The organism is Bifidobacterium sp. KRGSERBCFTRI (assembly GCF_025908335.1).
In genome coordinates this window covers 1,851,679-1,864,672 of sequence record NZ_CP109653.1, presented here as the reverse complement: position 1 = coordinate 1,864,672, position 12,994 = coordinate 1,851,679, and the positions used below count along the sequence as shown (strand labels likewise).

The following is a 12,994-nucleotide window of genomic DNA, read 5'->3' as shown; positions in this document are numbered from 1 at the left end:
GAACGGTTGGTTAGCGGCAAACGGTTGACGTATGGCAAAGCGCCACCGCTCGTAATGAAGGGTGGCGCTTTGCTGAAATCTGCGCTTAACGCGACTCGATTGGATCTGTCTGCCTTTAGCGGGTCAGCTTGCGGTGCAGGCGGTGCGGGCGGGCCGCATCCTCGCCGAGACGGGCGATGCGGTTCTCCTGATAGGCCTGGAAGTTGCCTTCGAACCAGTACCAGTTGGCCGGATTCTCGTCGGTGCCCTCCCATGCGAGGATGTGCGTGGCCACACGGTCGAGGAACCAACGGTCGTGGGAGATCACCACGGCGCAGCCCGGGAAGGCGAGCAGCGCGTTTTCGAGGGATTCCAGGGTTTCGACGTCAAGGTCGTTGGTCGGTTCGTCGAGCAGCAGCAGGTTGCCGCCCTGCTTCAGGGTCAGTGCCAGGTTCAGACGGTTGCGTTCGCCGCCGGACAGCACGCCCACCAGCTTCTGCTGGTCGGAACCCTTGAAGCCGAAGGACGCCACGTAGGCGCGGGTCGGCACTTCCACTCCGGCCACCTCGATGAAGTCGAGTCCGTCGGACACGGCCTCCCACAGGTTCTTGTTCGGGTCAAGGCCGGCACGGTTCTGGTCGACGTAGCTGATCTTCACGGTGTCGCCGATCTTGAGCGAACCGGAGGTCAACGGCTCCAAGCCGACGATGGTCTTGAACAGGGTGGACTTGCCTACGCCGTTCGGGCCGATCACGCCGACGATGCCGTTACGCGGCAGGGTGAAGCTCAAGTCGTCGATGAGCACGCGGTCGCCGAACGCCTTGTGGATATGCTCGGCTTCCAGCACGGTGGAACCCAGACGCGGGCCGGCCGGAATCTGGATTTCGGAGAAGTCGAGCTTCTTGTTGTTGCGTGCCTCCTGCTCCATCTGGTCGTAACGTTCCAGACGGGCCTTGTTCTTGGCCTGACGGGCCTTCGGCGAGGAACGCACCCAGTCGAGCTCGCTCTTCAGGCGCTTGGCGAGCTTGGCGTCCTTGGCGCCCTGGATCTCCATACGCTTGGCCTTGGTCTCCAGGTAGGTGGAGTAGTTGCCCTTGTATGGATACAGGTGGCCGCGATCCACTTCGCAGATCCATTCGGCCACATTGTCCATGAAGTAACGATCGTGGGTGACGGCGATGACGGCGCCTTTGTACTGGTGCAGGAACTGCTCCAGCCACAGGATCGATTCGGCGTCCAAATGGTTGGTGGGCTCGTCGAGCAGCAGCAGGTCCGGAGCCTCAAGCAGCAGCTTGCACAGTGCCACACGACGGCGCTCGCCACCGGAGCACACGCTCACCGGCGTATCCGGATCCGGGCACTGCAGAGCGTCCATGGCCTGCTCGAGCTGGGAGTCGAGATCCCAACCGTTGGCCGCGTCGATATCGTTCTGCAGTTTGCCCATTTCTTCCATCAGCGCGTCGAAATCGGCGTCCGGATTGGCCATTTCCTCGCCAATCTGGTTGAAACGCGTCACTTTTTCGGCGATCGGGCCGAATGCCATCTTGATGTTCTCGCCGACGGTCTTGGTGTCATCCAGCGGCGGTTCCTGCTGTAGAATGCCGACGGTGAAACCAGGGGTCAGGTAGGCTTCGCCGTTGGAAACGGTGTCGAGGCCGGCCATAATCTTCAGCAGCGTGGACTTACCCATGCCGTTCGGGCCGACGACGCCGATCTTCGCGCCCGGCAGGAAGCTCAGGGTCACATCGTCAAGAATCACTCGGTCGCCGTAAGCCTTGCGGGCCTTGATCATCTGGTAAATAAACTCAGCCAATGTTGTGTTCCATCCTTAAGAAACGTTGGAATTCCAGCGTTTTGCGTATGTCGGTCGACGGAAAATCGCACTTGTTCGCCGTGCTGTGGCGCGTTGCCGGCGCGACTGGTTGCGGACGAATCGCAAGTCTGCTGCGAACTCATCGAAGCCAAGTGTTTTCGGACCGTGTCCATACGCAAAGTACCATCGCCGATTATCCCATATCCCGTCTACACAGCGGTCGTGGGTCGGTTGTGTGGGAATGGAAGCGTGCCTCCGTACGTGGTTGGTGGTGATGGTGGCCTGCTGCGGCGGTCTCCGAGCCTGGGTGTCTCCGTGTGCCTCTGTGCGCGCGATGGCACCGAGTTGAGATGTCGCCGGAGAGAGGGGAGTCCCGGTGTTGTCCCCGTAGGTGCGGTGGCGGTGATTTTGCGCGGTGAAATCGGGTTTTCGCGTACGGGGTATGTTTCGACCGTTTGAGGGCGAAATCGTACCTCCGTACGTGACTTTGTTGATGATTCTTCCTGTTTTCCCGTGCTTTTCGAGTACGGGGTGGTGGGTTGGCTGTTTTCGGCGGGCGGCTATTGATTGGTGGGCGGCAGGCCGGCGATCAAATGATCACGCCATCGCAGTGGTCGATCTCGTGTTGGATGATCTGCGCGGTGAAACCGGTGAACGCTGCGTGGCGCTCGCGGAATTTCCGATCCATATAATCCACTTCGATGCGCTGGTATCGGACGGTGCGGCGCTCGCCCTGGAGCGAGAGGCAACCTTCCGCCGTATCGAACGCGCCGTCTTCGGCGGTGATGTGTGGATTGAACATCACGAAAATGCGGCCGCCGAAATCCTCATCCACAAAAGCGATGATGCGCTTGGGAACGCCGATCATATTGGCCGCCATGCCCACGCAACCATTGCGATGCGCGTCCAACGTGTCTTTCAGGTCCTGTGCCACGGCCAGATCCTCTTCGGTGTTCTCGGCTGCGGCGGACGGCTGGCTCAAAAATGGGATGGACGTCATAATCTCACGTTGCATGTGATTCCTCTCGTTGGATGTTGCCGGTCTGCCAATATTGTAGCGTCGCATGGCTGCGAGACGGACGGCTGGGCGAACCTGTCCATTCCCTGACCGTTCGCGTCGGCTTCGGGATGTGAGGTGCAACGTGTGCGGCTTGGACTGGTGCAATATGCTTGGGGTCATGGAAGACATGTTGCAATACCGCGAATCTATGGCGCAGGCTCTTGAACTGGCCCGCAAGGGTGCGGGATGGGTGGACCCGAATCCGCTGGTAGGCGCGGTGGTGGTACGTGATGGCGAGGTTCTCGCCACCGGATACCATGACCGGTATCGTGGCCCGCATGCGGAGCGTATGGCGTTCGACTATGCCGACGCGCACGGCATCGATCTGACTGGCGCCACGGTCATCGACACGCTTGAACCCTGCTGCCATGTCGGATCGCAGCCGGCGTGCACTGCCTTGATTCTGGCGCACGGCATCGCACGCGTGGTGGTCGGATCGGTTGACCCGAACCCGATTGTAGCGGGCAAAGGCCTTCGCATCCTTGAGGAAGCGGGCGTCGAAGTGGTTCGCGACGTGATGCGGGAGGAATGCGACGCCATCAATCGCCATTTCTTCCACTACATCACCACGGGAAAGCCGTACATTGTGGACGGCAGAAGGCGTGCGGGTGAATCGGACTCTGAGTATGCGGTCCGTCGGCGCGAACTATATGCCACATATGCGGCGGTGCTTGCCGGAACTGAATCGGACGTTCCTGACGAGTCTTTCGCGCATTTCAACGGACCGGTCCAAGCCGTCGGCGCAGACGAAGTGGTGATTGGCGGCCACAGGCCGTTACTCCTGGAGGCCGGCGCGCTCGCCTGCACGGATCCAGACGAATGGCTGAGTGAGCTGGGCAAGCGCAAAATCGACAGCCTCATCGTGGAAAGCGACGAAGCATTCGAGCGGTTGTCCATGGCTTTGCCAAAAAGACTGAAGCGCCATTCGTGCGTTGTTGGCCGTGTATCTCGCTTATAGATGGCGGATTCGTCTGCTTGTCCAGTGCTATCTCGCTTATAGGTGGCGGATGAATTTTGCGAAGAGGTCTTAAAGGGTGTAAATCATACCCTCTAAGACCTTAATGACGTAGAGGCGCCGCCATCTATAAGCGAAATAGCATCGGGCGGCTTTCCGATTCCGCCATCTATAAGCGAGATACGTGAGACTGATATGTCCAGCACCCAGCAAGCATAGTGGCGAGCACATGGTCGGGCATGGCGCGCATGGCCTCAGGGGACTCAAGCTCACTCGGATCGCAATCCAGCAGCACTAGGTCTGCCGCATCTCCAGCTTGCAACGTCGTACGCCCCAGGGCGGTGGACGAAGCGAGAGCGGTTTCGAAATCCAGACATTGCTCAGACTGGAAAGGCTCTCGATCGGAACTCTCCGTGCCGAACACCGCTGCGGAAATGGCCAGCCACGGATCCAACGGCGCGACCGGCGCGTCCGAGCCCATAAGCAGTTTGGTTCCAGACTTGTGCAAACTGTTGAACGCGTAGGGAATTCCGGCGGGATTGCCCCAGAATCGTGTGATGACGTCACGGTCGTCCATGGCGTGCTGTGGCTGGATGCTCGCGGCAAGTCCCAATTGCGCAAGACGTGGAATGTCGCGTTCCTTGAGCATTTGGGCATGCTCGATGGAGCCGTGCGCGTGGGTACGTTCCGCGCAGTCGAGCACGATGGTGTTCGCTTCGTCGCCGATGGCATGACAGGCGATGTCGAAGCCATGTTCGGTGGCGAGCCGCATATACGATTCGATTTGCTCGGGGGTGTAGCTCAGCGTGCCGTAGGTTTCCGGCGTAATGCCCGAATACGGTGTGGAGCAGTAGGCGGATCGGGTGTTGAGCGAGCCGTCGGAAATCATCTTCATCGCACCGACATGGCCCAAGCCATGGCTTCCGGGAAGTTCGTCGCCGGTATGCCAGCCGTCGTCGATGGCTTGCTGAAGTCGTTCGGGGTAAACGCCGGCTTCGATGCGCAATCCGTCAAGCCCCTGCTTGAAGCGGTCAATCCACGTGTCGATGTTCTCGGCCATCTCATAGTCGCGCACGCCGACCACGCCTTTGCCGGCGGCGTCCTGTTCCGCGTTGCGCAGCAATCGCATCAGCTCGTCAGCCGCACCGGGGCCTTTGTCCAGCTTGCAGTAAGCGTCGAACCATTCAAGCTCGCCGACGAGTCCCGACTCGCCTACATGCACGCCGAGCTTACGAGCCGCGGCTGAATTCACCCAGCCGCAATGCATGTCTGCGCTTGACAGCGCCACGGGCTGGTCGCCCGACACCGCGTCGATCGCAGCCAATGTCGGTTGGGCATCATCGGCCCACAGGGAGTGTCTGAACCGCATGCCGACCACGTACTGGTCCGGGTCGAGCGTGCCGGATTCGCGGCGTTCCTCCAAGTGCTCGCGTAGCAGACTCATTGCCTCATCGGCGCTGCGGGCATCAATCAGATCAAGCCGCCCCAGCGTGTACGACCACTGCGTGAAGTGCGTGTGACAATCCCACAAGCCGGGAATGATCCACGTTTTTGAAGCCTTGGCTACCGACTTTTCCGAAGACCGTACATCCGCGATCCGCCCTTGCTCAATCGTGATGTCGACAGACTCATCGGACCCCACGAAACACACATTCTCAATCACATACGGTTCGCCCATACATCCTCGATTCAACAAAATGACCTCATTGCCAGCCATAGTATCTTTGCAATGCTTGCGATTGCCGCGCTCGTCTCAATCGGCTATGCGCACTTTGAATTCCTCCGCTGGGATACGGTTATCCGCATCAGAAAAGGAAGGGCGCAGTTATCCACTTATCCACTGTTTGCCGGAAGCCGGTAGGCAGCGCGGCGACATTTCCTCTACTTTGGCGCTATGGACAATGGAGCACAATATTCGGAAAGCCTCGCACGGCTGAGGACAAGAACCATCGAACAATGTCTCGAAGCGCAGAGGCGCACCGGAAGGCGGCTGGTGTTCGCGCTTGATACCGCACTGAGTTTACAAGGCATCGAACTGCCTCGCTACCGGCGCGGAGGGCTTTTGGCTGATACGCTGCACGCGGTGATTGAAAGTAACGGCGTGCGAACGATACTGCAGGGAATTTGTTTTGTGCTTTGGTCTGGACCTCAGACGCATATGCCGATTCATCATGGTCGATTGCGATGCACGGATTCCGTGACCACATGGGCCATGCATGCCAATCGGCTTGAAGATGAAGAATTGGTGGTTTTGGGTGATTCGATGATGCGGCGTGATGGACATATGAAAAAGGCCACACTGGAGGAGTTTCGGATATATGTCGATAGCTTGTCCGATTTGTCCAACTATTCAGGCTCCGACAGATTACGTGCGGTGAGAGGAGTGTCGAAAATGCGTAGGGCTCTCAGGCTGATGCGGGAGAATACAGATTCTTCCCAGGAAACGAGAAGTCGAATTGTTCTGTTGTGTTATGGTTTGCCTTGTCCGGAAGTGAACTATGCCATTCGGCTCAAAGGCTATTCTCATGTATTTTTCGCGGACATGGCTTATCCGGATTTGAAAATCATCATTGAATACGACGGCAGGCATCATGCCTCGCGATGGTTGGCTGACAGTAAACGTCGGGAAGCGTTGGAGGATGAAGGATGGCTGTATATCCAGGTGACGGCGGAAAATCTCAGGGATGAGGATTCTCAAAGGGAATTGGCGGAACGTGTGGCGCAGAGGATGTCATTGCGTTTGGGGGAGCCTGTGCGGCTATGTGGGCGAATGACGATTGCTCAGATAGCCGATGGTCGGAGGAAGGGCAACCGTCTGTAAGGCTTGGGCAAGCCCATATCTCGCTTATGAATGGCGGAATCGGGCTGCGGCATGATGCTATTTCGCTTATAGATGGCGGATGAAATCCACAAAAAGGCCTTAAGAGGTATGAATATTACCCCCTAGGGCCTTAGCGATTCAAGAAGACTGCCATCTATAAGCGAAATAGCATCGGTCGGGTGAAGAAATCCGCCATCCATAAGCGAGATGGCGGATTTCTGCGGCTCACTGCACGGCGGCGAGGGCTTGGTCGAGGTCGGCGATGATGTCGGCCGTGTTTTCGATGCCGCAGCTCAGGCGCACCAGGTCGATGCCGACGCCGGCTTCCTCAAGCTGCTCCTCGGTGAGCTGGCGATGCGTGGTGCCGGCCGGATACAGCGTGCAGCTGCGCGCATCGGCCACATGCGTGGCGATGGACACCATCTTCAGATGGTCGAGGAACGCGGAGACCTTCTCGCGGCCGCCCGGCACGCCGAAGGAGATCACACCGCAGGTGCCGTTCGGCATGTACTTCTCCGCCAGCGCATGGTACTTGTCCGTTTCGAGGCCCGGGAAGCTCACCCAGCTGACGCGCGGATCGGCGTCGAGCCACTTGGCCACGGCCAGTGCGTTCGCGCAGTGGCGCTCCATGCGCACGCCGAGGGATTCCAGATGCATGCCCATGATCCACGAATTGATTGGCGCCGGAGTGGAGCCGAAGTCGCGCATGAGCTGCGCGGTGGCCTTGGTGATGTATGCGGCCTTGCCGAATTCCTTCGCGTAGGTGACGCCATGGTAGGAGTCGTCCGGAGTGGTGAGGCCCGGGAATTTCTCCGCATGGGCCATCCAGTCGAAATTGCCGGAATCGACGATCGCGCCGCCCACGCAGGATCCGTGGCCGTCCATGTACTTGGTGGTGGCGTGCGTGACGATGTCCACGCCGTACTGGAACGGACGGCAGTTGATCGGCGTCGGGAAGGTGTTGTCGACGATCAGTGGCACGCCGTGACGATGCGCTGCGTTCGCGAACTTCTCGAAGTCGAGCACGATAAGCGCCGGATTGGAGATGGACTCGCCGAACACGGCCTTGGTGTTCGGCTGGAACGCGGCCTCAAGTTCCTCTTCGGTGCAGTCCGGGCTGACGAAGGTACATTCGACGCCCATCTTGCGCATGGTCACGTTGATGAGGTTGAACGTGCCGCCGTAGATGGCGGAGGAGGCGACGATGTGGTCGCCGTTGTTGCAGATGTTGAACAGCGCGAAGAAGTTCGCCGCCTGGCCGGACGAGGTGAGCATCGCGGCCGCGCCGCCTTCCAGCTCGCAGATCTTCGCGGCGACGGTGTCGTTGGTCGGATTCTGCAGGCGGGTGTAGAAGTAGCCGGATTCGGACAGGTCGAACAGTCGGCTCATCTGTTCGCTCGACTGGTATTTGAAGGTCGTGGCCTGGATGATTGGGGGAGTGCGGGATTCTCCATTGCCCGGCTGATAGCCTCCCTGCACGCAGATGGTGTCGACGTTTTCGCTCATATGTTCCTTCTTTCGATTCCGCGCTTCCGTGTGCCGCGCAGGTGTTGCGCCGCGATGCGAACAAACAAACACACTGTATCACTGCATTGATAAATGGCTTGATTCCAATGGAAACGCCGTATAGTTTAACGAATTGACAAACTTAGGTAATTCAATTTATTATGTAGACCAAGACGGGCGGAAAGCCCGCTGCGAAATAAAGCTTTACGTAAGTAAACCAAGCAAAGGAGCATTCCATGGGTCTGTGGGATATCGATAAGATTCCGTACGTCGGTCGCGAAAAGGGGCCGCAGGAGGGTCTTGCTTTCCATTACTACGATGCCGACAAGGTCGTTGCCGGCAAGAAGATGAAGGACTGGCTGCGTTTCGGCGTCGCATGGTGGCACACCTTCGACCAGCAGCTCGTCGATCCGTTCGGCACCGGCACCGCCCAGCGTCCGTGGTACGGCAAGTATTCCGATCCGGAGGACGAGGCCCTGGCCAAGGTCGACTACGCCTTCGAGTTCTTCCAGAAGCTCGGCGTCGAGTACTTCTGCTTCCATGATCGCGACATCGCTCCGGAAGGCGACACCCTGCGCGAGACCGACAAGAACCTGGACAAGGTCGTCGACAAGATCGAAGAGAACATGAAGTCCACCGGCATCAAGCTGCTGTGGAACACCTCCTCCCTGTTCACCAACCCGCGCTTCGTCTCCGGCGCCTCCACCTCCCCGTTCGCCGACATCTACGCGTACGCCGGCGGCCAGCTGAAGCACTCCCTGGAGATCGCCAAGCGCCTTGGTGCCGAGAACTACGTGTTCTGGGGCGGCCGTGAAGGCTACGAGAACCTGTGGAACACCCAGATGAAGCGCGAGCAGGAGCACATGGCCAAGTTCTTCCACATGTGCCATGACTACGCGAAGGAAATCGGCCTGGACGCCCAGTTCCTGATCGAGCCGAAGGCCAAGGAACCGACGATGTTCCAGTACGACTTCGATGCCGCCACCGCCATCAACTTCCTGCGCACCTATGATCTGATGGACGTCTTCAAGCTGAACCTGGAAGGCAACCACGCCAACCTGGCCGGCCACACCTACCAGCACGAGATCCGCACCGCCCGCGAGGCCGGCGTGCTCGGCTCCTTGGACGCCAACCAGGGCGACAAGCTCATCGGCTGGGATATGGATGAGTTCCCGACCGACCTGTACGAGACCTCCACCGTTATGTGGGAAGTCCTCGCCGAAGGCCAGATCGGCCCTCACGGTGGTCTGAACTTCGACGCCAAGCCGCGTCGTACCTCCTTCACCGCCGAGGATCTGTTCCGTTCCCACATCGCAGGCATGGATTCCTTCGCAGCAGGCCTCCTGGTCGCCGCCAAGATGCACGAGGACAAGGTCATCGAGAACCTGCAGGCCGAGCGCTACAGCTCCTTCGATTCCGGCATCGGCGCAACCGTCGAGAACGGCACCGCCTCCCTGGCTTCCCTCGAGGAGTACGCTCTGGATATCCCGCAGTCCAAGCTCATCGAAGCCACCAAGTCCGATCACCTCGAGTCCGTCAAGGCCACGATCAACAACTACATGATCGACGCCCTGGCCGAGGCGTGAGCCGAAAACTCACTAGGGTTTTAGGTAGCCTCGGGCGAAGTCCGAGACGGTAGTCGAGGGCGAGCAATGACTGGGCGCGCGTAGCGTTCCGGAATTGCAGGACCGAGGCATGGGCGCAGTAAGGAGTTTCCGTTAGGACTCCTGATTCATCGCTGGATCAAACAGTGGGGCTCGACTGTGACAGAGCCGGATGTGGTGTGCCGAAGCGTCGGTGTTCCGGCACACCACTCACTTTTCTTTCCTTCCTCCTTCCTCAAATTTCCTTCGCACGCAAGTCGTTTGCCGGCTAGATCGCCGGTGAGCGGCTTGCGTGCGTTGTTAGACCAAGCGAAAATTTCGATTATTCGCAATGATGTGATGTATCCAAACGTTCCCGAATGAGGCGTACTTATGACCACAACGATTACCATCGCCAATCCCATTCTTCACGGAATGCATCCTGATCCGAGTTGGATTTGGGATGATGATCTTCGGCAAATCGTGCTTGTGACCTCCACCTTCGAACTGGTTCCAGGCTTGCCTATTTACGTTTCCAGGGATATGGCCCACTGGAAACACGTGTCGGATGCCATAGATGAGGAGTTGGCAAGACGTTTGCTCATTCCTTTCGTGGATGACTCGGGTGGCGTCTATGCGCCGACGCTGCGTAGGATTCGTGGCAAATACGTGATTGCCTGCACCATCGCTCGCATCAATGGACGCAAAGCCATCGCGGAAGGATGCTCCCAGGCCGAATTGGATGCGGCCCAGGCGGCGGAAGGCAACTTCGTTCTTGAGTCGGACTCGATCGACGGACCTTGGCGTGGGCCGTTCTGGATCGAGGGCGCCGAAGGCATCGATCCAGACATATTCGAGGACGGGGACGGCAATGTGTACTGGACCCAGACCCGTCCTGCGGTCAATCCGCAATGGGAAGGCCAGACCGAGGTCTGGACCCAACGCATTAATCCGGAGACTTGGACTTTTGTCGATGACGGTCTTCCTGCGGGATCGGGCAAGACGGTAATATGGCGCGGATACGGTATGGAATCGGTGTGGGCTGAGGCGCCGCATCTCTATCGCGTGGGTGATTATGTGTATCTGATGACCGCTGAGGGGGGCACCAGTTTCGAACATAGCGAAATGGCCATGCGCATCTATGCACCGCATGGACTGCTTCGGGCGTTCGAAGCTTACGAACGGGAAGCATCCGAATCGGGTGAGTGCATTCCGCAGGTTCGTGACGGGGAACGCTGCTATCTTGGCACCGCAATCCGTGCCTTCCACGCGGATAAGAAGAATCCGATTCTCACCCACCGACATCTGGGTTTGTCGGAACCGCTGCAATGCGTGGGACATGCGGACCTGTTGCTTCATCCGGAACTGGGATGGTGGCTGGTGTGTCTCGGCGTGAGGGAGACGCGGGGAAAGCATGACGGCGAATTATTGAGCTACTTGGGAAGGGAGAGCTTTGTCGCTCCGGTATCCTGGGAACATAATCCGGCCGATTGGAAGCTGGACGGCAACGGTGCATTAGATACGCATGAGGGTGACCCCGGATGGCCAGTGACGTGCGCTGGTCTTGGCCGCTTGGCCGACGAGATCACGGTTACTACTGAAGACGATGGCATCACCATCGAGCCTAGGGTGAAATCCTCGCTCGCCGGTGACGTGGAACCTGCGCTGGTGGATGTGGCTGATGGCTCGACGAACGATGTGGTGGTGCGCGACGAGCGTGATGTCAGCTACCGCAGAATAGCGAAACTGCCGACGCTCATGCCGATTCCCATGTCCGGTTCTTTAGTGATTCGGCAGAATTCCACGCATTACGCGGTGTTTTCGATGCATGGCACGGATGTGCGCTACGAGATGGTGAATGGAGACGATTCGCAAGCTGGGTCTGTTGCCGTACAGGCTGACGGAGTGCGTCCGGCGGTACTTTTCGACGACAACCGCTTGTCGGTCATCGTAACTGGCATGCATGGTCCGGTTGATTCTGCGACGTTCGTGCGTCAGGGGCAGGTCCTGCTGAGTGTCGATGCCCGTTTCCTCAGCACCGAATGGGCTGGTGGGTTCGTCGGTTGCATGGCCGGCTTCATGGCATAGATTCTACGGAATTTCAGGATGGTTCACTGCTGGTGTTCCGACGGGCCGTCTTAGAACGAGGTGAAAACGGGTCGAAAGGCTAGGAGCGCTGTGTTCTCCCTTACGGTTGTGCCTGTGAGGTTTGCCCCGCTGATTAACCCTCGAGTTGCTGTGTGCTGTTGCGTACCACTAGCGATGTCGGCATGATGATGTGCGGTTGGATCACGTCGTCGGTGGACAGCGCCTCGACCAGCATGCGTACGGCGGCCCTTGCCATGTCTTGGAGCGGCTGCCGTACGGTGGTCAGCGCCGGGCCAAGGAATGCGGCAGTCTGCACATCGTCGAATCCGACCACGGATAAATCCTCCGGAATACGTAATCCCAGCTGTCTTGCCGCCTCGTAGACGCCCATGGCCTGCAGATCGCTGCCGGCGAAGATTGCGGTCGGACGATTTGGTCGTTTCAACAGGGAGATGGACTGTGCGTAACCGCCGGAAGTGGTGAAATCGCCTTCGGTGATAAGTTCGGGATCGGTTTCGATTCCATGTTCCGCAAGCGCTGATGTATATCCGTCCAGACGTGCTTTGGAACACATCATTTCCTCCGGTCCGGTGATGATGCCTATGCGGGTATGTCCGAGTGCGAGCAGATGCCTGGTGGCGATTACGCCTCCGGTCCAGTTGTCCGCTTGCACCGACAGCGTGTCTGGATCTGGATTACCGAATGGATCGAACAAGACGAAGGGAATACCTCTGGAATGCAGTTTGTTCCGTTCGATACGTGTCAGACTGGAGAAGACAAGAATGGCGCCATCTGTCTGCCGACGCAGCATGTTGTCAATCCAGGATGAGTCCGGGTGCTGGCGATTGCCGCCTTCGGTGGTGATGACGTTCAAATCATGCAACTTGGCTTCGCGAATGGCGCCACGGAGTACTTCAAGGGCCCAAACATTATCGAAATCTTGGAACACGATTTCGATAATTCGTTGGCTTTTCGCGCCTGTCGCTTTACGGGAATACCCATACCGTTTCAACACCGCGTTGATGGTTTGCCGCGTCTCTTCGGAAACGTCGGCTCTGCCGTTGAGCGCCTTGGATACGGTGGAAAGGGAATAACCGGTCTCTTTAGCTATGTCAGAGAGTCGTACCGTAGCTTTCTTTGTCGTATTGCGCATGAGTCACTCCTTCTTCATGCTCATCATATCCGAAAA

The 12,994-nt window shown here is 58.3% G+C and carries 9 protein-coding genes; 4 read left to right on the top strand and 5 right to left on the bottom strand.

Translation table 11 applies throughout. The features are described 5' to 3' along the window. Window positions 1–115: 115 nt before the first annotated feature. Together ettA and OGI63_RS07965 are read right to left on the bottom strand one after the other, a co-directional pair. Complete coding sequence (ettA, locus tag OGI63_RS07970; protein WP_041777258.1) at window positions 116–1,792, bottom strand: energy-dependent translational throttle protein EttA; 1,677 nt, start codon at window positions 1,790–1,792, stop codon at window positions 116–118. A gap of 589 nt (window positions 1,793–2,381) precedes the next feature. After that, complete coding sequence (locus OGI63_RS07965; protein WP_003808289.1) at window positions 2,382–2,807, bottom strand: peptide deformylase; 426 nt, start codon at window positions 2,805–2,807, stop codon at window positions 2,382–2,384. 163 nt (window positions 2,808–2,970) lie between these two features. Between OGI63_RS07965 and OGI63_RS07960 the strand changes: the two genes are divergently transcribed. Further along, a complete protein-coding gene (locus OGI63_RS07960) occupies window positions 2,971–3,810 on the top strand; it encodes a bifunctional diaminohydroxyphosphoribosylaminopyrimidine deaminase/5-amino-6-(5-phosphoribosylamino)uracil reductase RibD (protein WP_231837103.1) in 840 nt (279 codons plus the stop codon). 166 nt (window positions 3,811–3,976) lie between these two features. On the opposite strand, the gene OGI63_RS07955 is transcribed toward OGI63_RS07960, so the two are convergent. Further along, window positions 3,977–5,485: an amidohydrolase gene (locus OGI63_RS07955; RefSeq protein ID WP_041777259.1), complete on the bottom strand. Its 1,509-nt coding sequence runs from the start codon at window positions 5,483–5,485 to the stop codon at window positions 3,977–3,979. Between the two features lie 216 nt (window positions 5,486–5,701). On the opposite strand from OGI63_RS07955, the gene OGI63_RS07950 reads away from it, so the two are divergent. Beyond that, window positions 5,702–6,628, top strand: a complete 927-nt coding sequence (locus OGI63_RS07950; protein WP_011742886.1) for a DUF559 domain-containing protein — start codon at window positions 5,702–5,704, stop codon at window positions 6,626–6,628. Between the two features lie 225 nt (window positions 6,629–6,853). Here the strand turns inward: OGI63_RS07950 and OGI63_RS07945 are convergent, their stop codons facing one another. Beyond that, complete coding sequence (locus OGI63_RS07945) at window positions 6,854–8,134, bottom strand: O-acetylhomoserine aminocarboxypropyltransferase/cysteine synthase family protein (protein WP_003808298.1); 1,281 nt, start codon at window positions 8,132–8,134, stop codon at window positions 6,854–6,856. A 236-nt stretch (window positions 8,135–8,370) separates the two neighbouring features. Here OGI63_RS07945 and xylA point away from each other — a divergent pair, with 236 nt between their 5' ends. Both xylA and OGI63_RS07935 read left to right on the top strand, forming a co-directional pair. Next, window positions 8,371–9,720, top strand: a complete 1,350-nt coding sequence (xylA, locus tag OGI63_RS07940) for a xylose isomerase (protein ID WP_011742887.1) — start codon at window positions 8,371–8,373, stop codon at window positions 9,718–9,720. Between the two features lie 390 nt (window positions 9,721–10,110). Then, on the top strand, window positions 10,111–11,805 hold the full coding sequence (locus tag OGI63_RS07935) for a glycoside hydrolase family 43 protein (protein ID WP_011742888.1): 1,695 nt from the start codon (window positions 10,111–10,113) through the stop codon (window positions 11,803–11,805). A 133-nt stretch (window positions 11,806–11,938) separates the two neighbouring features. Here the strand turns inward: OGI63_RS07935 and OGI63_RS07930 are convergent, their stop codons facing one another. Continuing rightward, entirely contained in the window at window positions 11,939–12,958 is a 1,020-nt protein-coding gene (locus OGI63_RS07930; protein ID WP_011742889.1) for a LacI family DNA-binding transcriptional regulator, read from the bottom strand. Window positions 12,959–12,994: the final 36 nt, after the last annotated feature.